Source organism: Cupriavidus lacunae, assembly GCF_003353055.1.
Classification (GTDB): Bacteria; Pseudomonadota; Gammaproteobacteria; order Burkholderiales; family Burkholderiaceae; genus Cupriavidus; species Cupriavidus lacunae.
On the sequence record NZ_QKWJ01000087.1, the window covers coordinates 1 to 23,833 of the forward strand.

At 64.2% G+C, this 23,833-nt stretch carries 23 protein-coding genes and 2 pseudogenes; 12 read left to right on the plus strand and 13 right to left on the minus strand.

Annotated elements, in window-relative coordinates:
• Positions 1–166: 166 nt before the first annotated feature.
• Positions 167–716 (plus strand): annotated as a pseudogene (locus DN412_RS45045) (transposase); the annotation flags it as partial.
• 212 nt (positions 717–928) lie between these two features.
• Here the strand turns inward: DN412_RS45045 and DN412_RS35645 are convergent.
• The 3 genes from DN412_RS35645 to DN412_RS35660 form a co-directional block, all read right to left on the minus strand.
• Positions 929–1,348, minus strand: coding sequence for a helix-turn-helix domain-containing protein (locus tag DN412_RS35645; protein WP_244222941.1), 420 nt, complete (start codon positions 1,346–1,348; stop codon positions 929–931).
• 455 nt (positions 1,349–1,803) lie between these two features.
• Complete coding sequence (locus DN412_RS35655) at positions 1,804–2,772, minus strand: Bug family tripartite tricarboxylate transporter substrate binding protein (RefSeq protein ID WP_115215859.1); 969 nt, start codon at positions 2,770–2,772, stop codon at positions 1,804–1,806.
• A gap of 48 nt (positions 2,773–2,820) precedes the next feature.
• Complete coding sequence (locus DN412_RS35660; RefSeq protein WP_341868096.1) at positions 2,821–4,770, minus strand: aconitase family protein; 1,950 nt, start codon at positions 4,768–4,770, stop codon at positions 2,821–2,823.
• Between the two features lie 104 nt (positions 4,771–4,874).
• Between DN412_RS35660 and DN412_RS35665 the strand changes: the two genes are divergently transcribed.
• Entirely contained in the window at positions 4,875–5,768 is an 894-nt protein-coding gene (locus DN412_RS35665; RefSeq protein WP_115215861.1) for a LysR substrate-binding domain-containing protein, read from the plus strand.
• Between the two features lie 29 nt (positions 5,769–5,797).
• Entirely contained in the window at positions 5,798–5,944 is a 147-nt protein-coding gene (locus DN412_RS44205; protein WP_208647724.1) for a hypothetical protein, read from the plus strand.
• A gap of 20 nt (positions 5,945–5,964) precedes the next feature.
• Here DN412_RS44205 and DN412_RS35675 read toward each other — a convergent pair whose 3' ends face one another.
• A complete protein-coding gene (locus DN412_RS35675) occupies positions 5,965–6,138 on the minus strand; it encodes a hypothetical protein (RefSeq protein WP_208647725.1) in 174 nt (57 codons plus the stop codon).
• A gap of 17 nt (positions 6,139–6,155) precedes the next feature.
• Between DN412_RS35675 and DN412_RS35680 the strand changes: the two are divergent.
• Positions 6,156–6,458 (plus strand): annotated as a pseudogene (locus DN412_RS35680) (transposase family protein); the annotation flags it as partial.
• 160 nt (positions 6,459–6,618) lie between these two features.
• Here DN412_RS35680 and DN412_RS35685 read toward each other — a convergent pair.
• On the minus strand, positions 6,619–7,113 hold the full coding sequence (locus DN412_RS35685; RefSeq protein WP_244222943.1) for a DUF3574 domain-containing protein: 495 nt from the start codon (positions 7,111–7,113) through the stop codon (positions 6,619–6,621).
• Positions 7,101–8,300 (minus strand): selenoneine synthase SenA, encoded by a 1,200-nt coding sequence (gene senA / locus DN412_RS35690; protein ID WP_115215863.1) that lies wholly within the window; start codon positions 8,298–8,300, stop codon positions 7,101–7,103. The genes DN412_RS35685 and senA overlap by 13 nt, the downstream gene beginning before the upstream one ends.
• Between senA and senB the strand changes: the two genes are divergently transcribed.
• From senB to phnE, 5 genes are all read left to right on the plus strand, one after another.
• Positions 8,299–9,312 (plus strand): selenoneine biosynthesis selenosugar synthase SenB, encoded by a 1,014-nt coding sequence (gene senB, locus DN412_RS35695; protein WP_115215864.1) that lies wholly within the window; start codon positions 8,299–8,301, stop codon positions 9,310–9,312. The two genes, senA and senB, sit on opposite strands and share 2 nt — an antisense overlap.
• 208 nt (positions 9,313–9,520) lie before the next feature.
• Positions 9,521–10,345, plus strand: coding sequence for a putative selenate ABC transporter substrate-binding protein (locus DN412_RS35700; protein ID WP_244222944.1), 825 nt, complete (start codon positions 9,521–9,523; stop codon positions 10,343–10,345).
• Positions 10,342–11,169 carry a phosphonate ABC transporter ATP-binding protein gene (locus DN412_RS35705; RefSeq protein WP_115215866.1) on the plus strand — a complete coding sequence of 276 codons (828 nt, stop codon included), beginning with the start codon at positions 10,342–10,344 and terminating at the stop codon, positions 11,167–11,169. Before DN412_RS35700 ends, DN412_RS35705 begins: the two co-directional genes overlap by 4 nt.
• Positions 11,166–11,987, plus strand: a complete 822-nt coding sequence (locus DN412_RS35710; RefSeq protein WP_115215867.1) for a PhnE/PtxC family ABC transporter permease — start codon at positions 11,166–11,168, stop codon at positions 11,985–11,987. The genes DN412_RS35705 and DN412_RS35710 overlap by 4 nt, the downstream gene beginning before the upstream one ends.
• Positions 11,988–11,990: 3 nt before the next feature.
• On the plus strand, positions 11,991–12,788 hold the full coding sequence (gene phnE, locus DN412_RS35715) for a phosphonate ABC transporter, permease protein PhnE (RefSeq protein ID WP_115215868.1): 798 nt from the start codon (positions 11,991–11,993) through the stop codon (positions 12,786–12,788).
• Between the two features lie 290 nt (positions 12,789–13,078).
• Here the strand turns inward: phnE and DN412_RS35720 are convergent, their stop codons facing one another.
• Positions 13,079–13,960, minus strand: a complete 882-nt coding sequence (locus tag DN412_RS35720) for a LysR family transcriptional regulator (protein ID WP_115215869.1) — start codon at positions 13,958–13,960, stop codon at positions 13,079–13,081.
• A 125-nt stretch (positions 13,961–14,085) separates the two neighbouring features.
• Here DN412_RS35720 and DN412_RS35725 point away from each other — a divergent pair, with 125 nt between their 5' ends.
• Genes DN412_RS35725 through DN412_RS35735 form a run of 3 tightly spaced genes read left to right on the plus strand, consistent with a single transcriptional unit; the run spans position 14,086 to position 17,371 of the window.
• Positions 14,086–15,516: an amidase gene (locus tag DN412_RS35725; RefSeq protein WP_115215870.1), complete on the plus strand. Its 1,431-nt coding sequence runs from the start codon at positions 14,086–14,088 to the stop codon at positions 15,514–15,516.
• Positions 15,516–16,526: a tripartite tricarboxylate transporter substrate-binding protein gene (locus DN412_RS35730; RefSeq protein WP_115215871.1), complete on the plus strand. Its 1,011-nt coding sequence runs from the start codon at positions 15,516–15,518 to the stop codon at positions 16,524–16,526. The genes DN412_RS35725 and DN412_RS35730 overlap by 1 nt, the downstream gene beginning before the upstream one ends.
• Before the next feature lie 47 nt (positions 16,527–16,573).
• The gene (locus tag DN412_RS35735; protein ID WP_244222945.1) at positions 16,574–17,371 is read left to right on the plus strand and encodes a class II aldolase/adducin family protein; all 798 of its coding nucleotides are present in this window, start codon (positions 16,574–16,576) and stop codon (positions 17,369–17,371) included.
• A 30-nt stretch (positions 17,372–17,401) separates the two neighbouring features.
• Here the strand turns inward: DN412_RS35735 and DN412_RS35740 are convergent, their stop codons facing one another.
• The 6 genes from DN412_RS35740 to betC are packed head-to-tail and all read right to left on the minus strand — an operon-like array spanning position 17,402 to position 23,815.
• Entirely contained in the window at positions 17,402–18,088 is a 687-nt protein-coding gene (locus tag DN412_RS35740; RefSeq protein ID WP_115215873.1) for a GntR family transcriptional regulator, read from the minus strand.
• Positions 18,089–18,118: 30 nt separating this feature from the next.
• The gene (locus tag DN412_RS35745) at positions 18,119–18,862 is read right to left on the minus strand and encodes a hypothetical protein (protein WP_115215874.1); all 744 of its coding nucleotides are present in this window, start codon (positions 18,860–18,862) and stop codon (positions 18,119–18,121) included.
• A 4-nt stretch (positions 18,863–18,866) separates the two neighbouring features.
• Positions 18,867–19,838 carry a Bug family tripartite tricarboxylate transporter substrate binding protein gene (locus DN412_RS35750; RefSeq protein ID WP_115215875.1) on the minus strand — a complete coding sequence of 324 codons (972 nt, stop codon included), beginning with the start codon at positions 19,836–19,838 and terminating at the stop codon, positions 18,867–18,869.
• A gap of 38 nt (positions 19,839–19,876) precedes the next feature.
• Positions 19,877–20,752, minus strand: a complete 876-nt coding sequence (gene mmsB / locus DN412_RS35755; RefSeq protein WP_115215876.1) for a 3-hydroxyisobutyrate dehydrogenase — start codon at positions 20,750–20,752, stop codon at positions 19,877–19,879.
• A gap of 26 nt (positions 20,753–20,778) precedes the next feature.
• On the minus strand, positions 20,779–22,281 hold the full coding sequence (locus tag DN412_RS35760) for an aldehyde dehydrogenase family protein (protein WP_115215877.1): 1,503 nt from the start codon (positions 22,279–22,281) through the stop codon (positions 20,779–20,781).
• A 10-nt stretch (positions 22,282–22,291) separates the two neighbouring features.
• Positions 22,292–23,815 (minus strand): choline-sulfatase, encoded by a 1,524-nt coding sequence (gene betC / locus DN412_RS35765; RefSeq protein WP_115215878.1) that lies wholly within the window; start codon positions 23,813–23,815, stop codon positions 22,292–22,294.
• Positions 23,816–23,833: the final 18 nt, after the last annotated feature.

Genomic DNA, 23,833 nt, shown 5'->3' on the forward strand with positions numbered 1-23,833 from the left:
ATGCTGCGTTTGACGTGGCGGGAGCTGGAAACGTGACTATGGTTGCCGGATTGCGGGCCATTGCGAAAGCGGTGGAATCACCACCGGTGCCTACCGTGCGCGCGCCAGTTCTCGACCCTACCGGAGAGGAGAGGCAGGGAAATAGTCCGACTACGCCCTGTCTCTTACTCTACTGCCAGCGGAAATCAAGGGGCAGTACTACTACTGGTACATGATGCTGGACGTGTTCAGCCGCAAGATCGTCGGTCACGAAGTGCATCGGGCGGAATCGGCAGAGTTGGCGGCGTTGCTCATGCGGCGAGCNCGCGACGATGCTGGCCACCCTGGAAAACCTGGGGGTGGTCGCTTCGTTCAGCCGGCCGCGCGTGAGCAATGACAACCCCTTCGCGGAGTCGCTGTTCCGGACCTGCAAATATCGGCCGGACTACCCGCGCCAGGCGTTCGGCAGCGTGGACGAGGCACGCGCATGGACGCAGCGATTCGTGCGTTGGTACAACCACGAGCACAAGCATAGTGGACTGAAATTCGTCACGCCGACGCAGCGCCACAGTGGCCTCGCCCCGGCGGTCCTGGCGCACCGTGAAGCGGTCTATGCCGAGGCTAAGGCCAGAACGCCTGCGCGATGGTCAGGGCCGACGCGGGACTGGAGCTTGGCGGACGAAGTCTGGCTCAATCCGGAGCGGATTGTGCCGGCAGAATTAAAGCAGGTTGCGTGAGGTGACGCGACAGCTACGTTGACAACCGCCGGGTCTACCGGGGATTAGCCAAACTTAGGGTGGCTCGTCGCCGCTGACGTCCTCCGTGCACTATCTAGCCGCTCCGCGCGCGTCGGCAGTTACCAGGACATCGGCACGTGCCTCTTCTGGCCGTCGAGCAACACTGGCTCGACACCGCAATGTGACGCCATGGGTAACAGCAGGCCGCAGTGTCAGGTTGTCGCCCGAGCGCGCCACGCTCGTGGCGACATCGAAAACCGCTCGCGGAACACCCGGCTGAAATGCGACATGTCGTTGAATCCCCAGCGCAATGCGATGTCGGACATGCGCAGTAGTGCACACCTCGGATTCGCGAGATCTTCCGCGCACCGCTCAAGCCACAGATTCCACACGTAGCGCATCAGCGATGTGTTCTCCGATTCGAACAGTTTATTGGTGTATCGCGACGACATCCCGACTGCCTGCTCGATCATCGTCGGGTTCAGTTCTGGATCGCGCAGGTGGTCGAGCAGCTGCCGCTTCACGCGATTCAGCGTCAGCGCCTTCATTCGAGACTGGGTGGCGTCGTTGCGCTGCAGGCCCCCGAGCGTCAGCGCGATCAGCGAGATCGCTGTATTGGACAGCTGCAGCATCTCGTCCTCGGACACCGCGACGCGCGCAGCGGCATCGTCGGCATTGGCAACAGGTCATACGACCGCAGTGCCGCGTCGTAGTCGGCACGCAGCCGCCGCACCATAATTATTGTGCGCGGTTGCGGCGCGAACTGGATGCATGCCTCCTGACCGTCAATGAAATCCACGCTGGTCCACAGGCGTGGACGCGGCTTCCAGCCGCCGATGCGTTCGACGCCTTCGCGCCTGCCGGACATCCGTGACGCAGCGGGTGTCCGCCGAATTACCGATCGGCAACAGCTCCACCTACCGGCACGATGTGGGGAGCGGCTGATCCTGTGAAAGGTGCTGGAGCCTGGCGCGTCAGGCCCCAGCACGATATGGCGGCGACGAGGCAAGTCGAACGTAGTAGCGGGGGCATGCCCCCCCTGAGAAGCCCAGTAACCGGAGCCGCCAGGGCGGCAGCATGATAGGAATCAGTCCAGTGTCACGCCGGTCTTGCGCACCAGCGCCGCATAGCGCCGCTGCTCGCGCGCAAAGAGCGCCGCAGCCTCTTCCGAGGTCGACGGACGCAGAATATTCTCCTGTTCCGCCATGGCCTTCTTTACCTCGGGAGACATCCAGGCAGCGACAATCCCATCACGCAAGCGTTTAACTTCGGCCGCCGGGAGCCCGGCCGGCCCGATCGCGGCAAGCCATCCTCCCACTGACACGTTGATGCCTTGCTCCTGCAGCGTCGGGACGTTCGCGAGCGACGGCACACGGGTAGCACCGGTCGCGGCAATGGCACGCAGCGTGCCGGCCTTGAGGTGTGCCTGCACGGAGGGCACCGACAGCACAGCGAAATCAACCTGGCCGCCGATCAGGTCCGTGGTCATCGGCCCCACGCCCTTGTAGGGGATGTGGCGTGCCTTCAGACCCGCCGCGTCCAGGAACGTCTCGGCGGCCAGATGAAGAATCGTGCCGTTGCCGGACGAGCCGAAGTTATATTGATCCGGTTTCGCTTTGATCAACGCCACCAACTCCTTGAGATTGCCGGCGGGCAGCCGCTTCGGATTGACCACCAGCACGAAGGGCGTCTCCGCCAGTACGGCAATCGGCGTGATGTCCTTCAGGCTGTCATAGGGCATTTTCTTGTAGACGGCCGGATTGACCACATGATTGTTGGAGACGAAGGCGATCGTGTTGCCGTCCGGCGCCGCCTTGACCAGTTGCTGCGTACCGATGATCCCGCCCGAGCCCGGCAGGTTTTCCACTACCACCGGCCGGCCCAGCGATTTGCTCATCGCGTACTGCGCAGAGCGGACCATCACGTCTTGTCCGGAGCCGGCGCTAGCGGGAACGATGATGCGCAAGGGGTTGCCCTGCGCCCAAATCGGAAGGGAAAGCGAAAGCATCGTCGCGGCAACGCCGCAAATCCAATGACGCAGATCGAGGAAGGGCATGCTTGGTCTCCGTGAGTCTTTAGTCGTTATGATCTGATCGCCGCCGCGCTACTTATCAAATGCCGCGCGCAGTTGTTCGAAGCTTGTGATGCGGCCGGCAATGGCGCTGGCCGCCACGGTGGACGGACTGGCGAGCCACAGCTGGCCAGGGCCGGACCGTCCCGGGAAATTGCGGTTGATCGAGCTGATGGTGACTTGCTCTGGACGTTCGGATACTCCAGGCCCGGCATTTACACAGGCACCGCAGCCAGGCTCGATCAGTTCCACACCGGCCTGCGCAAAAACGTCCAGGATGCCTTGTTGTGCGCAGAACTCCCTGACGTCCTGGCTGCCCACCTGAAGGATAAAGCGCACACCGGGTGCGACTGCCAGCTCACGCTCGACGGCCCAGGCAAGCACCTCATAGCAATGCCGCATATCCTCCCGCTTGCCGCCCGTACACGATCCGCCATAGGCGATGTCGATGCCAACGGGCGCATCAAGCTCCCCCACGCTCAATCCACTGCCCGGATCGCCGGGGCGTGCCAGCATCGGTTGCAGGGCGGAACAGTCGATTTCGATCGTCTGCGCGACCTCGGCGCCTGCGTCGCTGCGCATCCATGGCTCGATCCGGAAATCGATGCCCCGGCGTTCGCGCAGGAAGCGCACGGTCTCCTCGTCGGGCGCGACAAGGCCGGTGATGCCGCCCATCTCGGCCACCATGTTGGTCAATGTCGCGCGCTCGTCGGTTGGCAAGGCCGACAGGGCTTCCCCGGCGTATTCGAAGACCTGGCCGATCGCGTGGCCTTCCCGCACATACGGCGTCCGCAGGATATGAAGCGCCACATCCTTGGCCTCGACGCCGGCAGGCAGACGGCCGGTCAGGACAACGCGGCAGGTCCTCGGCACGCGCAAAGGCACTTCGCCCGTCATCCACGCTGCTGCCATCTCGCTGGAGCCGGCACCAAAGGCAAAGGCCCCGAGCGCGCCGCAATGCGTGGTATGCGAGTCCGTGCCGATCGCCACTTGTCCCGGCAGGATGTAGCGCTCGGCCATGATCGAATGACTGATGCCCTCGGACCCCTCGCGATCCGCCAGGAAGCCGTGCAGCCGCAGGTTGTGCGCTTCACAGAAGCGTTGCTGCACCTTTGCCATCGCCTGGGCCAGGTCGAGCAGGCCAAGCTTGCGACGCTCGGGTGGCATGCTCCGATGGACAAAGGTCAGATGGTCGGAGAAGAAAACAATCGACGACGGATCGTGGAGCACCACCCTGCCGGCCATTTCGCGTTCGAGCGCGACGATGGCCAGCGGCGAGCTGTACTCATGCGCGTAGCGCCAGTCCGTCTTTACGAACACGGAATAGCCGGGCTGCACCGGCTGACCGACGCTGGCACGCGCGATGATCTTTTCCGCATAGGTCATCGGCCGGGGGGCAACTGGCTGCATGGCTGGCGCCCAGCCCTGCTTGCGCGCCCGCATCAGGTTGAACAGCCCGCCCCGAAGGATCAGTTCCCGGGTCAATTCGTCCTCATCACGCGTGAATTCATCGATGGAGATCGGCTCGCCACGACGGATGCGGTCGATGAGGCCAAAGTCTGTGGACGTCAGGATGCCGAGGTTGCGGCAATTCTGCCGGTAGATTCTTTCGAAGCTCTCGGCAATCACGAGGCGAATGCCTGCACACCGTTCGGCATAAGGACTGGCCTCGCGCGAGGATCCCTTGCCGTAGCGCCGGCCGGCGACCGTGACGGCAAACCCGCCCGCCCTGACGCTGCCGGCGGCAACCGGCTGCGCGTTGCCGCACTTCAGGCCGAGGTAAGGAAAGTCGCCCAGTTTTTCGTCATAGTGGTAGCAGATCCAGGCTGGGGTAATCTCGTCGGTCGAGACGTTCGTGCGCAGCGGCAACGCCTCCTCGAGCGAAAGGTCCTGCCCGGAAAGTTGCCGTTCCATGGCTTGGGCGTCTTGCGACAGAAACAGGATGCGCCCGTCAAAGCGAAGAGTGTGGGGGTGAGTGGACAAGAACGTCTCCTTCTATAAGTAGAATTACTTGTTCTGTCCCGCAGTCTCGCTCAGAATTCCCTGCGTTAGAAGTTAGACTTCTTGTCTTTGTATTAGGTCAGCTAATGACTTCCCTTCCACTCACCGCATTACGCGCCTTCGAGAAGGTCGCCGAGCACCTCAACTTCACGCGGGCCGGGGAGGCACTTCACGTGTCACAGAGCGCGGTCAGCCAGCAGGTGTCGCTGCTTGAGGAACGTGTGGGCAAGCGCCTGGTGGAACGCAGCGGCCGGACCTTACGCCTGACGCCGCACGGGGAACTGCTGGCGGCGGCCTGTCAGCGCAGCTTCACGGCATTGGAACGTGCGTTGCAGCAAATTTCGCGTGGCGACAGCCAGTCTTTGCAGTTCAAGGTGCCGCCGACATTCGCAATGAAGTGGCTGATGCCCCGCCTGCCGGAATTCCAGGTCCTTCATCCGGAGATCGAGTTGCACATCAGCACGAGCGTGCATCCGGTCGACTTCGAGTCCGAGGATGTCGACGTTGGCATGCTGCGAGCAGAGGAGCCGGATACCAGACTGTATGCCTTTCCGGTGATGAGCGAAACCGGCATCCTGGTCTGTTCGCCACGGCTGTGGGGTAAGCGCAAGCCGCGCCTGGTCGAACTTGAGTCGATGACCCTGCTTCACAGCGTGAACCGGCCCAATGACTGGGGGCTCTGGCTCCAACTAATGGGACGGCCGAGTCTGCGGCTTGCGAATCAGATCGAGTTCGGCTTCTCGCTGTTGATGTACCAGGCCGCCATTGAGGGCCTGGGCATCTGCATTGCGCAGCCGGAATTCGTCGAAGACGATCTGGCCACCGGGCGTCTCATCGCGCCGTTTCCGGAGATCGTTGAAACGGGGCGGAAGCACTTCCTCGTCTGTCCGGCGCGACGACGCCACGATCCGGCGATCGCGCGGTTCTTTTCCTGGGTGCAATCAGGAGCGAAGGAACTCAAGCCTGGTCGTGCGCGATGAGTCTCGTGATAACAATCGAGGGAGGAAGCATGCAGCGCACCGCGCATCTTGGCACGTCAAAGCTCTTTGCATTATCACGTGCCGCGGAGCATACGGCCGCGCTACTGCAGGAGTCGGTGGCGCAAGCGATTCGCGATCGCCGATGGCATGCCACGATTCCGAACGAAGCGGACTGATATGGCCGCCTCCGTGCTCACTAAGCATGCACAGATGATGTAGCGATATTGCCGTTCGCGAAGCATTCCATTGCGTTCAGCATCTTGACCAGTTCGGCATGTGAAAAACGGCGCGCGCTGCTTTCCCCCGCGGTCGCCAGGCGGAAATGGTCGATCCCTGCTGCCATGGCGGCAATGATGTTCGCGGATGCCATCCCGTGCGCGTCACAGGGCACCGTGTCCGGCCTGCCATAGTTGGAGTCACCGGCTCCACGGCCGCTATGTGCGCAAGCTGGAAGAACGTCCAATGCTCGGGCAGCGGGTCGTTCTCGCTATTGAGGTGCGTCGCTTCAAGTGTATGAACGCCAACTGCCCCCGTCGTACGTTTGCCGAGAACATCCACGCCTTGGCCGGTCGGTATCAACGTCGTACGCGATCGCAGGCTCGGGCGTTGCACGCGCTGGGCCACGCCCTCGGTGGTGAGGCGGCAGCCCGGCTTGCCGACGCCTTGGGCTTGCGCGCCAGTGCCGACACCGAGGGACTCGTGCCTGCACTGCTTGGCAAACACGCGGGCCCGGCCGAATATTCCAACCCGTTACGATAATCCTTGGACGGGTCCAAACCCGCATCTCGTACCGAGTGATATGAGCCACCGCAGTCGCAAAGCCGCTTGCGCCGGCTACTGGCGCGCTGTGCTAGAACGACACACACACATGGCTGCGAACCCGGAGCACTGCTTCCTGCTGAAAGCGGGTCTTGTACTCGTTGACGATTGCTCGCGCCCCGGCTTCGCTGCGCTCGTCCGCGGGGTACACCAGACTGAGGACGTATGAGGCCTCGCGCACCACGCCGCCATTGGCGCCGCGCCATTGTCCTGAAGCAGGCCAGGCCGTAAAACCCTGCGCAAAGCGCGGAGTCACCGAGCCTTGCAGGAAGGCGTCCCATTCGGATGCCGACACCACCCCATCAGGCTTCGCCATGCCAAAGTACATCAGCTCGCTAACCGCGCGCTCCTCGCCGGCCGCGCACACGGGGCCGGATACGGCTGCGCAGCCGGACAAGGCGAACGTCAGCGCCAACGGCAGCGCAACAGCGATGGCATCTCGGAAACAGCGCGGAGGCAGGAGCCGATCTTGCATCGTTGCGGGGGATTTCGCGACCACGCTCAAAATACCCGTCAAACGCAGCACCGGAATCCGACGAACATGTCGCTGCGGTGCGGCAGATAGAAATTCCGGTAGCGGGGATGCCGCATGCGGGCATGCGTGGCGAACGAGCCGCCGCGAACCGCGCGATGCGTTCCGAACCAGGGCGCGGAGTACTCATGGTAGGGGTCTGCCGAGAAACCCGCATAAGGCAGAAAAGCACCGGTCGTCCATTCCCACACCGCCCCACCCCACTGGATCAGGCCGCGGCTCGCCGCATACTCCCATTCGGCTTCCGTGGGCAGACGCTTGCCGGCCCACCGGCAATAGGCCTGCGCTTCATAGGCGTTGACATGGCAGACCGGCAGGTCAAGGGGAAGCGTCACCCACCGCCCGAACCAGCGCAATTCCCATTGCCCCGGCACGTCGCGCGCCGCCTGGCGCCACCGGGCCGGATGCGCCAGCCCGCTCTGCTGCAGCCAGGCCATCCCTTCATCCGACCACCAGCGCCGATCGCGATATCCGCCCGCGGCAACGAACTCGGCGAATGCCGCGTTGCTGACGCATTGGCGGTCGATACGAGCCGGGGCGATGCGGACTGCATGGGCCCACTTCTCATTGTCAAACACGAATCCGCCGTCTCCCGATGCTCCCATCAGAAAGGCATCGTCGGCGATCGCCACATCGCCGCCGCCGGGCGCGAGCGAAGGCATCGCAAGCGGAGCATGCAGCGGATAGTCAAGCGTCTGGCGCATGTAGGTCAGCGCCTCGGCGTGCATGTCTTCGTGAAACAAGGCGAGACGGAAAAAATAGAGCGCCTCGTCGGTGTCGTCAGTTCCGGCAAGCCGGTTGCGCACGCCTTCCAGCACCGCACCCACGTAGTCGCGTATCTCTGCGAGCTGAGGCAGGTCCAGATGCCAGCGGTCCTGGTGGGCAACGCGCATGGAATCGAACCAGCGATCCGCGTCGGCCAGCAAGGACGGGAGACTGACGGCGAAGCGCCCCTCCTGGTCGGCGCGCGGATCGCGCAGTATCCAGTGCTCCGTAAACCAGGCGATATGGGCATACTCCCACAATGGCGGGTTGATGCCCGGATCGTAGCGAACCCACCATTGGGACGGCGACAAATCCTGCAGGATGGCCCACGTGCGTCGATGCGCTTCGACGAACGCCTCATCCAGCCCGAACTTGTTTATCCTTCTCGCAGCAAGCCCTTCAGCGCTCATCGCCATGCACCCTCCAAAGGCCACAGTGGCAATTATCAGTCCGGCACTCCGGAAAGCCAATAACGGCAACTGGCAAACCGCCAGCCGCTGGTCCCGCTTCTTGCGCGCCGACTACGAAGTCCTGCTGGCAGCGGAGTGGCCGTCGGACGGCGAGCGCGGCGCCCTGCCCGACTGCATGATCGCCTTGCACGCCCGGCGGTCGGCAGACAGTATCGCAAGGTTTGCCGCAGCCTGCCCGGATCGTCCGCTAGTAGCGGTGCTGACCGGGACCGACCTCTATCGCGACATCCACTGCGACGAATCCGCCCGGCGCTCCCTCGATCTCGCCACCCACCTGGTGGTGCTGCAGGACGAAGGGCCAGCCGAACTGTCTCCCCGGCATCGCGCCAAGTGCCGTGTGATTTACCAGTCGGCTCCGGCATGTGCGCCGGGTACACCCGGTGGTGGCACCTTCGATATCGTACTGGTGGGCCACATGCGGGCGGAAAAGGACCCTCTGACCCCCATGCGGGCGCTGGAACTGCTCCTCGACGATTCGAAAGTGCGGCTCATCCACATAGGCGGCGCCCTTGACGATGCGTACCTGCAAGCGGCGCAGGCTCTGCAAGCGCGTGCCTGGCCGGCGGTGCAGCGCTACGTCTGGCTGGCCAGCCTGCCGCACGCGGAGACGCGCCGGCGCATCCGGCAAGCGCAGGCGATGGTGATCTCGAGCGTGATGGAAGGCGGCGCCAACGTCATCGTCGAGGCCGTAAGCAGCGGTGTGCCGGTTCTGTCCAGCCGCATCCCGGGCAATATCGGCATGCTGGGCTCCGACTATGAGGGTTATTTCCCCGCGGGCGACGCCCGGCAACTGGCGCTGCTGCTCGAGCGGGTCAGCCGGGATGGCGCTTTTTTGGCCCGCCTGCGGGAGCAAGTTGCGCGCCGGGCGCCGCTGTTCGCACCGGCGCGGGAACGGGCGGAAGTGATTAAACTTGTCGCCGACGCCCTGAAACAAGCACAAGCCGCATCCCCGCCGTGAACCGGAAAACGAATGGCGGAAGTTGCGGACTCCCGGTGTGCTGTCGGAGATCCTCTAGAATTCGAGGCAATTCGAAGTACTTCCGGGCCCGCGCCGCTGGTAGGCATCGAGACCAGCGAAGGCCGCCCGTCCCCACCATTGCCGTGCCAACCCTGAATCCTTCCCCACTATGCTCCCTATTCTCTTGCGCACCCTGAAGCGCCTTTCCATGCTTGGCCTGCTGGGCGTGGCCGGTCTTGCCAGCGCCCAGCCGGTGCTCAAGGTGTCGGCCATCCCCGATGAGGCACCGACCGAATTGCAGCGCAAGTTCGCGCCGCTGGGCAAATACCTGGAGAAGGAAACCGGCATGAAGGTGGAGTTCGTGCCGGTCACGGACTACGCTGCCGTGGTGGAGTCGCTGGCAACGGGCAAGATCGACATGGCCTGGCTGGGCGGTTTCACCTACGTGCAGAGCAAGATCCGCACGAATGGGGCGACCATCCCTATCGTCCAGCGGCAGGAAGATGCCGCCTTCACCAGTAAATTCATCACCGCCGACAAGACGATCAAATCCCTGGCGGACCTGAAGGGCCGCACCTTCACCTTCGGTTCGCCGTCTTCGACTTCCGGCCACCTGATGCCGCGGCATTTCCTGTTGCAGGCCGGCATCGATCCGGACAAGGACTTCAAGACCGTCGCCTATTCAGGCGCCCACGATGCGACCGTCGCCTTCGTCCAGGCCGGCCGGGCCGACGCCGGCGTCCTCAATGCCTCGGTCTGGGACAAGCTGGTGGAGCAGAAAAAGGTTGATACCGACAAGGTCAGGGTATTCGCCGTCACGCCGCCCTATTACGACTACAACTGGACCGTACGCGGCGGTCTCGATCCGGCCCTGCGCAAGAAGCTGACCGAGGCCTTCCTCCGGCTTGACCCGAGCAACCCCGAACAGCGGGAGATCATGGCATTGCAGCGGACGTCCAAATTCATCACCACCCGGCCGGAGAACTACTCGGGCATCGAGGCTGCGGCGCGTGGCGCGGGCCTGATCAAGTGAGCTTCCGCATCGAGACCGCCAGCATCCGCTATCCCAACGGACAGTGTGCGCTCAGCCAACTGACGCTCGCCGGGGGCCGCGGCGAACGCATCGCCGTCATCGGCCCATCGGGAGCCGGCAAGACCACCTTGCTGCGTTTGCTGGCAACAGCGCTGCGGCCAAGCGAGGGCCGCGTCGAGTTGCTGGAGCAAAGCCCCTGGGCGCTGTCCGCCGGACGCCTGCGGCGCTTGCGTTGCAATATCGGCATGGTGCACCAGGCGCCGCCAATGCCACCACGGCAGCGCGTCGTCACCGCTATCCTGGCCGGCCGCCTGGGCGTCTGGCCAGCATGGAAGTCAATGCTGTCCCTGGCCTACCCGGCTGACCTCGCCGGCGCCACCGAACAGCTCGCCCGCCTCGATCTGGCCGACCGCCTGTTCGACCGTTGCGATCAACTGTCCGGGGGCCAGCTCCAGCGGGTAGGCGTCGCTCGCGTGCTATACCAGCGCCCCGAGTTGATCCTGGCGGACGAGCCCGTCTCGGCGATGGACCCTGTGCTGGCCAACCTCACACTGGGCGAGCTGTGCAAGGAAGCGGCGACGCGGACAGCGACCCTGGTCGCCAGCCTGCACGCGGTAGATCTGGCCTTGCGCTGGTTTCCCCGCATCGTGGGGCTCAGGTCAGGCGCGATCGCCTTCGACCTGCCGGCCGAACGCGTCACCGATGTCCTGCTGCGAGAGCTTTATGCCTCCGAAAGCGAGTCGCCGCCGGTGCACGGCCGCGAGCCGCTGCGCATGGCTGCCTTATCGGCTGGCGGCGACCGGCCCAAATCGGCGTGCCGATGACCGCCCACCCGCGCGATCCGCAGGCGCTGCGCCGGGCGAGCGGCCTGGTCGTTGCGCTGCTTCTGCTGTGGCCCTTGCTAAGGCTTTCCCAGTTCAGTCCGTCGGCGCTGTTCGAAGCCGGAAACCTGAAAGTGATGGGGCGCTTTTTGCGCAACTTTCTTCCCCCTGAGGTTTCGGCCGAGTTTCTCGGCTACGTGGTCAAGGCCACGCTGGAGACACTGGCGATCGCCACGGCGGGAATTGCCCTCGCCTTCGTCATTGCCACGCCGCTTGCCGTAGCGATGACGAACAGCCTGTCGATCTCCCGCATCGGACCTGGCCCCGCCCGCAAGCCGCGCATGGCATTGCGCGTCGGCGTGCGCGCCCTTGTGCTCCTGCTGCGCGGGGTGCCCGAGCTGGTCTGGGCCCTGCTCTTCGTGCGCGCCCTGGGACTGGGGCCTGCGGCTGGCGTGTTGGCACTTGCCATCACCTATGGCGGCATGCTGACGAAGGTCTATGCGGAAATCCTCGAGTCCAGCGACAGGCGCGCGGTGGACGCGCTCCTCGCCGGCGGTAGCGGCCGCCTGGTGGCGCTGCTCTATGGGCTGCTGCCGAATGCGGCTCAGGAGCTGGTTTCCTACACGGTCTATCGCTGGGAGTGCGCGATCCGGGCCTCGGTGGTGATGGGCTTCGTCGGCGCCGGTGGGCTCGGCCAATTGATGGACCAGGCGATGAAACTGCTCAATGGCGGTGAAGCCGCGACGATCCTGCTTGTCTTCCTGCTGCTGGTCCTGCTGGCGGACGCGATCAGCGCCCGGCTGCGCAAACTGCTGGCGTAAATCATGGCAAACAAGACCAAGGCCGCCCAGCTCTGCATGAGCTGCCTGCTCACCCTGATCGCCGTGGCAGCGGTGGTGTCGGCCAGTTTCGCCTATCTCTCGCTCAATCTTGGCCAGCTCTTCTCCATAGACGCGGCCGGCGAGATGCTGCGCTTCCTGCAATCCTTCTTTCCCCCCGACTTGTCGGCCGGCTTTCTTGCCAGGACAGCCAGGGGCATGCTCGAAACGCTCGCGATGTCTGCCGTTGGCACCTTGTGCGCGGCGGTCCTTGGCCTGGTCCTGGCGTTACCTGCCTCCGGCCGGCATGGCGCTGCGCTGAAGGCGCTGTCGCGGCTGGTGCTGAACCTGTTGCGCTCGGTGCCCGAGCTGGTGTGGGCGGTCCTCACCGTGCTTGCTGTGGGCCTCGGACCATTTGCCGGCACCCTTGCCCTGGCCTTGCACACCGCCGGCGTGCTTGGCCGCCTGTTCGCCGAAGCACTGGAGAATGCGCCGGCCGCGCCGGCACAGTCGCTGCTGGCAACCGGGGCGTCTCCCGCCCTGGCCTTCCTGTATGGCACGCTCCCCTGCGTCCAACCGCAGTTCCTGGCTTACACCCTGTATCGATGGGAGACAAATATCCGCATGGCGGCGATCCTCGGCTTCGTCGGCGCTGGCGGGCTTGGGCAGATGCTGTACTTCGAACTCTCCCTCTTTCATCTGGCGCAGGCCTGCACCGTCATCATCGCCATGCTCGTCCTTGCGGCACTGGTCGATGCGGCGAGCGCATTCATGCGCCGCGATTGGGTCATGGTTCACGCTTGACCCCCGTGGCTGGCCAGAAAGAGGCGTGGCATACCGGAGGGAGACAAGGCCTTTCTTTCCCAAGCGGTTACGCTGCGCCCGCCCCGCGCCCCACGTGTGCCAGCGCCAGTGTCGCTGCCCTCGTCGGCCAACCTGGCTTCGATGATCAACCGCATGGTTTGCTCCCACCGTTGCGATACCGATTGGCGTAGTCCACACGGAGCCGGTGTGGCGCCCAGGTGCTCGAGCGGCCCTCTCTTCTACGTGTCCTTAAAGGGGTCGATACAACGTTACCCGCCGATGCATAGCCGTCATCGGAGCGCATGCCGCGCCGCCGCGATGAACGGCTCGATGAAAGGGCTTTCCAGGTCGCGGCGCCGGCAGACGGCCACCTCGAACCCTTCCGCGACGTCCTTAAACTTCCGGAACACGACACCCGGAGGCCGGCCGACTTCCACGCACGCCGGCACGATCGCATACCCCTCGCCTGCAAGTACCAGGGCCAGTGCTGCGTGAACCGTTTCCACCCGTTCGACGATTTGCATGGTTACCTGGTTGCGCCGCAGCAGAGCGGCGACCATCGAAGTGTCCGCGCCCTCTTTCAGCGTGGGCAGCGCAATCAGTCTCTGCCCCTGCAGCCGTGCCACCGGCACCGACGAAAGCCGCGCGAGCTGTGCACGTGCAGGCAAGGCCAGCCGTAGCGGCTGCATGCCCACGATCGTCGTGGCCACGTCGGGCCGCTGAATCGGTGGCATGCACAAACCAAGCGTTACCTTGTGGTCGACAATCTGCGCTTCATACGTCGCGGTGCTCATCTCGACGAACTGCAGTTCCACGTCGGGGAGCGAGCGGCGCAACTGTGGCACGAGCTTCGGCAATACAGCGTAGCCGAGCGAAAACATGTAGCCGACAGACAGTCGCCCGAGCCGCCCGGACGCTACTGCGCGTGCCGCTTCGAACCCCTCGTTGGCCAACGCGAGGGCTTCCCGCGCACGCGCGAAAAGCGCGCTTCCCGCGTCTGTCAGTCGCATTCCGGTCGATTCGCGCACAAAGAGCAGCGTGCCGAGTTGTGCCTCGAGGTTGCGAATCTGGACGGACAGCGGCGGTTGCGCCATATGTAGGCGCTCGGCGGCCTTGCCCACGCTGCGGGCCTCCGCTACGGCAACGAAATAACGCAGGCTCTTAAGGTCCATGGTCCATGGGTCATACGATTCCGATATGGCCTGATTGTGAACGGGTATTTGACCGGGTGGAGCGGTGGGTGTCAACTTGGATTCGTCGCCGGTCACTTGCGCCGGAATCTCCGAGGGTGTCTTGCATGAATGAGGAACTCTGCTTTTTGCCTGCCGTGCGGCTTCGCGAAGCGATAACTGCCCGCGAGGTTTCCCCGGTCGAAGTGACGCGTGCTGTGTTGGACCGTGCTACCCGGCTTCAGTCGACACTCAACTGCTTCATCACGCTCTGCCCGGACGAGGCCATGCGCGAGGCACGAGCCGCGGAGCAAGCGCTCATGCGCGGGGAGCCGGCAGGATTGCTGCACGGCATTCCATACGCCTGCAAGGACCTGGTGAACACGCGCGGCGTGCATACCACCTTCGGCTCGCTACTGTTCGCGGACAACGTTCCGACCGAGGACGCGGTAGCCGTCGCCCGACTACGCCGCGAGGGAGCCATCCTCATCGGGAAAACGACCACATCGGAATTCGGGGCGAAGTGCCTGACCGATGCTCCGCTGTTCGGACGCACGTGCAATGCCTGGCACCCCGACCGCACCAGCGGTGGTTCCAGCGGCGGCGCGGCGGTGGCGGTAGCGGCTGGCCTCGCCCCGATCGGCATCGCCACGGACGGCGGCGGTTCCACCCGCATCCCGGCGGCCTGCAACGGTGTCGTAGGCCTGAAGCAAAGCATCGGGCTGGTTCCGCATTCTCAGGTGGAGGATGTCTTCGGCAATCTCACCTATGTCACCCCGATCTCGCGCACGGTGGCCGACACGGCCTTGATGCTCCAGGCAATGGCCGGCGAAGACGCGTCGGACCCATGGTCTGCCGGCGTGCGCGCCACCGATTACCTCGGTGCAATGCGCGCTGTCACTGACCTGCGGCGTAAGCGGATCCTGTTCGCAAGCGTGCCGCCAGGCCGGCCGCTGGCGGCAGATGTGGCCGCGTGCTTCGGGTCTGCCCTGGAGCGGCTGCAGGACCTGGGTGCGGAGCTCGCGGAAATGCCTGGCTCGGACTTCAACATCGAGCCGCTCTGGCGCACCATCAACCACACGGTATGGCGAGCGCGCTTCGGCCAGATGGCCCGGGAGCAGCCTGAGCGGCTCAGCCCGGCGCTGTTGCAACAGCTGGCCCTTGCCAATGACTACAGTGCGGTCGACTACCAGCGGGCCAACTTCGAACGCACCCGGCTGTTCCGGCACGTACAGGCGCTGCTTCGCGACCACGACTTCATCGCCGTTCCCACCATTGCGCGCACCGCGCTGCCGATTGACCAGGACCTGTTCGGCCAGATCGAGATCGACGGCCGGCTGTACGACGAGGTGCGATCCAACTGGTTCCCCTGGACCATGCCGTTCAACCTGACCGGCCACCCCGCCATCACCCTGCCCTGCGGTTTCGGCCGTGACGGACTGCCCATCGGGTTGCAGCTGGTGGGTCGTCTGCGCGGGGAGTCCGAGCTTCTCGGCGCGGCTGCGCTGCTCGAGGCTTCGCATAATCTCTTGTCCCGCTGGCCAGATATGGAGATGTAATGATGAAATCGATACGCCATTTGCTTGCTCTTGCCTCGGTGGCGGCCCTGGCTGCGCTTGCCGCCCTTGCAGCGAATCCAGCCGGCGCGCAAACCCCTGCAACAACGGGAAGCGCAACGCCCTTGCGGCTTGTTGTCGGCTTCCCGCCCGGGGGAGCGCTGGACACCCTCGCGCGCGCGCTGGCCGACCAACTGCGCCTGGCTGGCATGGGCACGGTGATCGTGGAAAACAGGCCGGGCGCATCGACGCGTATCTCCATCGACTCCGTCAAGCGGTCGCAGCCGGACGGCAGGACTGTGCTGCTTTCCTCGAATGCGCCGATGGTCATCTTCCCGATGACCTACCGGCGGCTTGACTACGACGTCGATCGCGATTTCATTGCCGTGGCGCAGCTTGCAGAAGTCCCCACGGTGATATCGGCGGGCGCGGATCGCCCCTACAAGACGCTGCGGGAATACGTGAGCTGGGTCCGTGCCAACCCTTCGCAGGGCAGTATCGGCCTCACCTCGCTGGGAGGGACACTGCATTTCGCGATCCTCGGCATGGGCCGGACCGTAGGCGTAACGCTCAGGCCGGTGGCCTACAAAGGCGGCGCGCCGCTCGTGACGGACCTCGTGGGCGGGCACGTCCCGCTAGCCACCGACGCCGTGGCCAGCCACCTGGAGCTGTATCGCGCAGGAAAGATTCGCTTCCTGGCCGTATCTGGCACCCATCGCAACCCGGCCCTCCCCGATGTCCCGACTGTGCGCGAGGAAGGCATCGACGCATTCGATCACGCGAATGCGTCATACAGCGCCTTTGTGCCCGCGGGGACGCCCCCGGAAGTGGTGCAACGGTTGGAGCGGGCGTTCGTTGCCGCCATGCAGAAATCGCAGATGAAAGTCTTGTTGTCGCGCGTCGGTCTGGAAGCGACTGGTCTGCCTGGCGCGACCGTCACCCGCACGCTGCATGCCGAGCGCGAGTTCTGGCGCCCGCTCGTCCAGGCATCGGGATTCCGCAACGAGGACTGAGTTGGCGGCGCACTGACCACCAATAGACATAGCAAGGAGACAAAAACATGAGAAGCGATACCGCTCAGCATTCTTCCCCCACAATGCCCGAGGGCACGGATCCGGTCGAGTGGCGGCTACGCTGCGACCTCGCCGCGTGCTATCAACTCACCGACCTTTATGGAATGTCCGATCTCGCGTCGACGCACATCTCGGTCCTGCTGCCCGGGCCCGAACACCATTTCCTGGTCAACCCGCTGGGCACGCTTTTCGACGAGATGACGGCTTCGGCCCTGCTCAAGGTGGACCTGGCCGGCCGCGTCGTGGCAGGCGATCCGTCGCTGCTCAACCCCGCCGGCTTCATCATCCACAGCGCCATTCACATGTCGCAGTCTGATCTGCAATGCGTCATGCACAGCCATACGCGCGCCAATAACGCGGTCGCGATGCAGGCCATGGGGCTGCGACCTCTTAGCCAAAAGGCCTGCGTCATGCTGGACTTTCTCGGCTACCACGACTATGAGGGTGCCGCACTCGATGAGGACGAACGGCAGCGACTGGTGCGCGACCTCGGGCCGGAAGGTCGCGTTCTGATCCTGCGCAACCACGGTGCACTCACGGCTGGCCGCAGTGTGGGAGAGGCGTTCTGCTGGATGCTGCGCCTGGAGATGGCCTGTCAGTACCAGATCGATGGCCAGGCCGGTGGCGTGCCGCTTCATGAATTGTCCGAGGCCACCATCCGGCATACCCGCGCCCAAGGGCGCAAGATGCTTGGTCCTGACGGCTTCCTGGAGGTTGGCAAGGTGGAATGGCCTGGCCTGTTGCGCAAGCTCGAGCGGGAGCGCGGCACCTCATACCGCACTTGAGAGCCTGCCCTGGCGGCCGCAGCCTGCGGTCTAGAAGATCGAGAAGGTAATCGTCTTCGCAACCGCGTCACGGATGTGCTGGATTCGCTCCCGGTTCAGCTGCTCCGCCGCAGCGCCATCGCCGCGACTGATGGCATCCAGCAACTTCTCGTGTTCCTCGATCGCGGCTTCCATCCGACCGGGCAGCACAGCGGTTCGATTGCCCATCAGGCGCAACTGATTCTCGATGGCGAGGACGTACTCGGCCAGCGTGTCGCTGCGGCAGCATTCGACGAGCACACGGCGAAACGCCAGCGCGTGGTCAAGATAGCCGGCGACATCTTCCTTCTTCGCGCAGGCAGTCAGTTGCTGGAGCAGCTTCTTCAGCTTCTGCAGGTGCGCGGCATCCATATGCCGCGTCGCCTGACGTGCCACCAGACCCTCGAGCACTTCGCGGATGTCCAGGAGCTCAAGCACATCTTCCGGAGTCAGCTGCCTCACCGTAACACCGACGAAAGGGGTCCGGGTGACGAGCCGCTCGGTCTCGAGTTGGCGGATAGCCTCTCGGATGGGCGTGCGGCTCACTTCGAATTCCGCGGCGAGATCCTGCTCTGTCAGTTTTGCGCCTGGCCGCAAGTCTCCGCGCAGGATGGCGGAGCGAATCCGCTCGCAGACCTGCTCCACGGACAGCGGCTGTGGATCCCGTTTTCGCAATGCGCTCGATTTTGCTGTGGTCATTCAGACAGTATACAGAAGATGCGACGCGCTTCAACGGACCGGCAAGTACTCAGCAGCCATGGCCGGCACCTGCAGCACGAGGAGGTGAAGACCCTGCGGACCTGCGCTGCAGGTGCCGCCATGCTCACCCATTGACAGGAACCGACTCTCCCACTGCTGCAACCGGCGTTCCGGGGTGTTCAGTTCACCGGCAAGGACGAGCTGGAATTGCCCCGAGCCGCGGGCAGCCGGGACCCACAATTCCGAGAACGGAGGCAGCTGCAATGCAAAGGCTTCGGGGCCGCCTGCATCGGCTTCAATCAGTTCTGCACGCACAGGAGCCTTCAGGGCACGGAGCTGCTCGAGCGCTCGGGGTTCATGCGTTGGCCCGTGCGCGTGCCGCTTCGGTCCGCGGCGCAGCTTGTCCCGCGCCACCGGAAGAAAGTTCGCGCCCGTTTCGTACACCGCACGGATAGTGAAGTAACTCAGCCCCTGCGGCCCGGCCATCAAAGGCCCATACCCTGTGAATGCGCCGGCGTAGTGGACAGAGCCGGGCCCGACCGCACGAGATCCCAGGGATCCCGATCCCTGCTTGAAGACCTGGAATTGATTCTGCGTATGAAAGTGCGCAGGCAGCACCGAATGCGGAGGCTGCTCCACCAGAAAGACGGTGGGAGACAGCTGCGGGTCGGACCCGGTCTGCATCCACTCACTGCGATGGAAGCTGAATCCGTTCTCCAAGACCCGATGGTGCCGCGTGTCACGAGCGAGCGTGGCAGAGCCGACAGCAATCATGACATCACTCCACGCGGGCGCCGGACGCCTTGACGACGGCCGCCCACCGCCCCATTTCGCCGCGCAGGAAGGTTCTGAATTCCGCCGCGGTGCTGCTACGGGGGCGGCCGCCCAGGGCGGCGATCCGTTGGGACAGTTCGGGAGACTGGACGATCCTCGCGAGCTCCGCGCTCACCTTGTCCACGACAGGTTTCGGGATGCCGGCGGGCGCGAGCAGACCCACCCACGGGACCATGTCGAAGTCGTCCATGCCCACTCCGCACTCAGCGACTGTCGGTACGGACGGCAGTGTCGTCAGGCGCTCCCGGGAACTCACCGCAATCGCACGCACCTTGCCGCTGGCGAGATAGGGCTGCGCGCCCGCAACGGCATCGAAGGCAACCTGCACCTCACCTGCGGCAAGGTCGGTCAGCGACTTGGCGGAACCGGCATAGGGGACATGCGTCATTTCCATGCCGGTTCGCCGCAGGAGTTCCGACATCGCAAGATGGGACACCGAACCGTTGCCGGGGGAAGAATAGTTGACCTTTCCCGCATTCGCCTTCACGTAGGCAATCAGCTCCTTGAGAGAGTGAATGGGAAGCGCGCTATTGACCATCAGCAGCAGCGGCGCATCGTAGACCAGGCCGATCGGCTCGAAATCTCTGGCCGTGTCATAACGCAGGTTCCGATACAGGAAAGGATTGCCAGCCAGAGCCGCCGAGGCCGACAGCGTCATCACGCTGCCGTCGGCGGGCATCCGCGCAACCGCTGCCAGAGCCAGGCTGCCGGACTGCCCCGGCATATTCTCCACGATCAGCAACCGCCCGATCGCCGGACCGAGGCGGTGGGCCAGGATCCGGGCGACCACGTCGACAGACTGGCCCGAGGGATAACCCACGATCAACTTACCCGTTTCCTTCTGCGCGAAGGCTGCGCCGCTGGCGAACAGCGCCGCAACAACAGCCAGCTGAAAGACGCGTCGGACGATTGCCATGGTTGGTCTCCTTGCTTCTCGATTTAGCTGCGGGCAGCTTATGCGCCGAGCATCTTGATGATGGAGGAAAAGTCGAGCCGGCCACGCCCTGCGGCACAATGCATGGCGTAGACGGAAGCGGCCGCCGCGCCCAGCAATGCCGGCGACTGGCTGGCAACTGCCGCCTGCTCCGCCAGGCGCAAGTCCTTCAACATCAGCTCGGAAGCGAATCCGCCTTCGTACCCACGATTGGCCGGCGCGGACGCCACCAGGCCGGGCTCAGGCGCATAGCTCGTGAGCGCCCAGCATTGGCCCGACGACGTCGAGGCAATTTCGTGGAACCTCTTTGGATCCAGCCCCAGCCGCTTGGCCAGATGCAGGGCCTCGGAGACGGCCACCATGGAAATGCCTGCCAGCATGTTGTTGCAGATCTTCGCCGCCTGGCCGGCGCCCGCCGCGCCCGCATGGAAGATATTCTTGCCCATCGCGCGCAGCAGTTCGAGCGCTCGCGCGAAAGCAGATTCCGTACCGCCAACCATGAACGTGAGCGTCCCCGCCGCCGCTCCGCTTACGCCGCCGGAGACAGGAGCGTCAAGCGTGGCCAGCCCCTTCTTTTGCAGCGTCTCGTGAAAGATCGCGCAGGACGCGACATCGATCGTCGAGCAATCGATCACAAGCGCTCCAGGCGCGAGCGGCAGGGTGTCCGCCGCGAGCACGTCCAGCACGTGCCGGCCGCTGGGCAGCATGGTGATGACGACCTCCGCCCCGGATACCGTTTCCTCGACCGAAGCCCGCGGCCCAAGGCCCGCATCCAGGGCGCGCGCCATCGAGCCCGCGTTAAGATCGAAGCAGCGAATCTCATGCCCTGCTTCCTTCAGTCGGCACGCCATAGGAAATCCCATATTGCCCAACCCGATGAAACCGATCACAGCCATTTTTGTCTCCTCGTAACGAGCGTCACTTAGTTCATATTGAAGATCACGGTCTTCTTGTGCGTGAAGTGGTCCAGCATTGCTTCCAGCGACGCCTCGCGGCCAAGGCCGGATTGCTTCACGCCCCCGTAGGACAATCCAGGCTGGACCACGATGTTCTGGTTCACCTGCACGAAGCCTGCCTGCAGGCGCCGGGTGGCATCCAGCGCGGTCTTCAGGTTCTGCGTCCAGATGGTTGCAGCCAGTCCATAGTCGCTGTCGTTGGCCTGCGCCACTGCTTCTTCGTAACTTGAGAAGCGGATCACGCACGTCACGGGTCCGAAGATTTCTTCGCGCGCCAGCCGCGATGCGTTGCCCAGACCGGTAAAGATGACCGGCCTGACGAACAGACCTTGCCGAAGCGACTCGTCAGCGGGCAATTGGGAGCATTCGAGCGCGCGGGAATGAGGCTCGGCCCGACCGCTTTCGATATAGCCGAGAACCTTGTCGAGCTGGGTGCGCGAGATGACCGTGCCGATATCAGTCGCTTCATCCAGTGGATCCCCCATCTTCAACGCGTCAACGCGCGCCTTGAGCAATGCGACGAACTCATCGTGCACCTTGTCGTGCACGAAAATGCGGCTGGCGGCCGTGCAGCTCTGTCCCTGGCGGGTGAAGCGCATGCCGCTCACCGCGCCGGCAACGGCCTTCGCGATGTCGGCGTCATCCATCACGATCATCGGACTCTTGCCGCCAAGTTCCAGGGTGACGGGGATGAGCTTCTCCCCGGCCGTGCGCGCCACGATTCTCCCGGTCTCGACGGAGCCGGTGAACGTCACCTTGCCGACGGCGGGATGCGTGACCAGGGGCGCCCCGCATTCGGGGCCGAAGCCCGAGACGATGTTTAGCACCCCTGCTGGCAGCTTCTGGTTGAGGATCTGGCACAGCCTCAGGACCGCCAGCGGCGCCTCTTCCGCCGATTTGACGACGACCGTGTTGCCGGCCACCAACGCCGGGGCGATCTTCAGCGCCATCAGCATCATGGGGGCATTCCAGGGAATGATGACGCCCACCACCCCGATCGGTTCGCGCTGCGTGAGTGTCAGCATGTCCGGGCTGAACGGCACGGTTTCGCCCTTGAGTTCGGAAGCCAGGCCGCCGTAGAACTGCAAGGCGTCGGCAACGACGGAAGCTTCGACACGGCTCTCGGTGCGCAGTGCCTTGCCGGTCTCGAGCGCCACCAGCCGCCCCAGCTCCTCCACGTGCTCGGCAATCAGGCGCGAGCAGTCGGCCAGCAGGGTGCCACGCTTGCGAGCGGACATCGCAGCCCAAGCGGGCTGCGCCCGGGCCGCTGCACTTGCTGCGCGATCAACGTCGCTTGCGTCGCTTTGCGCCGCGTGCCCGATCTCGCGTCCGGTTGCAGGGTTGGTTACCGCGAACCTGTTGCCCGAACGGGCCCCCACCAGTTCGCCGCCGATCAGGTTGTAGCCGCTGATCGCGCGAGCCAGACGATGCGGATCGATGTCCGCCGTAAGCTTGTTCTGAGTCATCATCGGCCTCCTTTCACTTGGCGACGGGTGCCACAGCCGGCCAGCGCTTCTTTACCTTGATCACACGAGCGCTGCCCCGGCGCACAAACCGGCGCGTGTCGTCCGTGCCCGCCTGAAAGTCCCAGGTGGGCTGGATACCCTCGGGCAGCGAGTTGATGAACTTGCGGCGCGCCTGGCTGGCAAGCACCTGCTGCGTAATGGCAGCGGGATCCCACCGGGAAAGCACGCGTGCCTTGAGCTCGGCAAGCACCTGCGGCTGCTCTTGCGTGATGTTCACCAGCTCGTTCGGATCGGCCTCCATGTCGAAAAGCAGGTCTGGATGGCCATGGGTGTACACGTACTTGTAACGGCCACGTCGCAGCATGCAGCATGGACCCGTGACGCCCTCGGCGGTGTACTCGACGAATGCTTCCGCCTCGCCGTTGTCATCGCCCGTTGCGACCAGCGGCGCGAGGCTGCGTCCGTCGATCGGCTCGACCCAGGCCGGCGCTTTGCCATCCATCGCAAGATCCAGCAATGTGGGCAGCAGGTCCACGTGAGAAACCGGCTCGGCGATGCGCCGGGGGTTGCGCTTGCGCGGGTCATAGACGAGCAGCGGAACCTTGGCCGACCAATCGAAGAACACCCGCTTGAACCACATGCCGCGTTCGCCCAGCATGTCACCGTGATCCGAAGTGAACACGACGATGGTGTTGTCCTCGAAGCCCGCGCGTTTGAGCGTCTCCAGCAAGCGGCCCACTTTGTCGTCGACGTAGCTCACCATCGCATAGTAGGCATGGCGCGCACGCCGCACCTGTTCGTCGGTCGCCCCTTGCTTGTCCAGCCCATGGGAGTACTGCACCCACTGGCTGAGCTTGTCGCGCGCCTGCATCGGCATGTCGCCGACGATAGGGAGGTTGACCTCCTCCGGAGAGTAGCGATCCAGGTACTCGGGAAGGATGTGATACGGCGGATGGGGGTGCGTATAGGAAACGCACATGAAAAACGGTTGCTCGTCTTCCCTCGCAAGGTCGTACAGGCGCTGGATCGACTTCGCCTCGACCTCCTCGTCGTAATCGAGTTGCAGGCTGCGGAAGCAAGAACCGCTCTCATCCACGGTGCTCAGGTTGTGCCCGGGTGAGTAGAAGCTGAACTCGCCCTCTGCCCAGTCCGCGGCCCAACCGAAGTCCGCCGGGTAGATGTCGGTGGTAAGGCGCTCCTGGAAGCCGTGCTTCTGATCGGGGCCCACGAAGTGCATCTTCCCGCTGAGGATGGTCTTGTAGCCCTGCTGCGCGAGGTAATAAGGCAGCGTGGGCGTGGCAGCCTGGAACTCGCACGCGTTGTCGAACGCGCCGATGCGCGTGGCGAACTGGCCTGCAAGCAGCGAGAACCTGGCAGGCGCGCACAAGGGGAAGTTGCAGTAGGCGTTGTCAAAGACTGCGGACCGTTCGGCGAGCGCGTCGAGGTGCGGCGCCTTCACGACGCTGTTGCCGTGGAAAGGCAACACCGGTGCCGAGAGTTGATCGGCCATGACGAAAAGAATGTTGGGCTTGCGCATGTGTCTCCTTTTTTGGAT

Excerpts from the sequence above, each read along its gene's own strand:
- senB (WP_115215864.1), top strand. The coding sequence starts at position 8,299 with ATGCACCCTCCAAAGGCCACAGTGGCAATTATCAGTCCGGCACTCCGG.
- DN412_RS35645 (WP_244222941.1), bottom strand. The coding sequence starts at position 1,348 with ATGCTGCAGCTGTCCAATACAGCGATCTCGCTGATCGCGCTGACGCTC.
- DN412_RS35725 (WP_115215870.1), top strand. The coding sequence starts at position 14,086 with ATGAATGAGGAACTCTGCTTTTTGCCTGCCGTGCGGCTTCGCGAAGCG.
- DN412_RS35735 (WP_244222945.1), top strand. The coding sequence starts at position 16,574 with ATGAGAAGCGATACCGCTCAGCATTCTTCCCCCACAATGCCCGAGGGC.
- DN412_RS44205 (WP_208647724.1), top strand. The coding sequence starts at position 5,798 with ATGCAGCGCACCGCGCATCTTGGCACGTCAAAGCTCTTTGCATTATCA.
- phnE (WP_115215868.1), top strand. The coding sequence starts at position 11,991 with ATGGCAAACAAGACCAAGGCCGCCCAGCTCTGCATGAGCTGCCTGCTC.
- DN412_RS35665 (WP_115215861.1), top strand. The coding sequence starts at position 4,875 with ATGACTTCCCTTCCACTCACCGCATTACGCGCCTTCGAGAAGGTCGCC.
- DN412_RS35675 (WP_208647725.1), bottom strand. The coding sequence starts at position 6,138 with ATGGCATCCGCGAACATCATTGCCGCCATGGCAGCAGGGATCGACCAT.
- DN412_RS35655 (WP_115215859.1), bottom strand. The coding sequence starts at position 2,772 with ATGCCCTTCCTCGATCTGCGTCATTGGATTTGCGGCGTTGCCGCGACG.
- DN412_RS35710 (WP_115215867.1), top strand. The coding sequence starts at position 11,166 with ATGACCGCCCACCCGCGCGATCCGCAGGCGCTGCGCCGGGCGAGCGGC.
- DN412_RS35730 (WP_115215871.1), top strand. The coding sequence starts at position 15,516 with ATGATGAAATCGATACGCCATTTGCTTGCTCTTGCCTCGGTGGCGGCC.
- DN412_RS35740 (WP_115215873.1), bottom strand. The coding sequence starts at position 18,088 with ATGACCACAGCAAAATCGAGCGCATTGCGAAAACGGGATCCACAGCCG.
- DN412_RS35750 (WP_115215875.1), bottom strand. The coding sequence starts at position 19,838 with ATGGCAATCGTCCGACGCGTCTTTCAGCTGGCTGTTGTTGCGGCGCTG.
- DN412_RS35760 (WP_115215877.1), bottom strand. The coding sequence starts at position 22,281 with ATGATGACTCAGAACAAGCTTACGGCGGACATCGATCCGCATCGTCTG.
- DN412_RS35700 (WP_244222944.1), top strand. The coding sequence starts at position 9,521 with ATGCTTGGCCTGCTGGGCGTGGCCGGTCTTGCCAGCGCCCAGCCGGTG.
- betC (WP_115215878.1), bottom strand. The coding sequence starts at position 23,815 with ATGCGCAAGCCCAACATTCTTTTCGTCATGGCCGATCAACTCTCGGCA.
- DN412_RS35720 (WP_115215869.1), bottom strand. The coding sequence starts at position 13,960 with ATGGACCTTAAGAGCCTGCGTTATTTCGTTGCCGTAGCGGAGGCCCGC.
- DN412_RS35745 (WP_115215874.1), bottom strand. The coding sequence starts at position 18,862 with ATGATTGCTGTCGGCTCTGCCACGCTCGCTCGTGACACGCGGCACCAT.
- mmsB (WP_115215876.1), bottom strand. The coding sequence starts at position 20,752 with ATGGCTGTGATCGGTTTCATCGGGTTGGGCAATATGGGATTTCCTATG.
- senA (WP_115215863.1), bottom strand. The coding sequence starts at position 8,300 with ATGGCGATGAGCGCTGAAGGGCTTGCTGCGAGAAGGATAAACAAGTTC.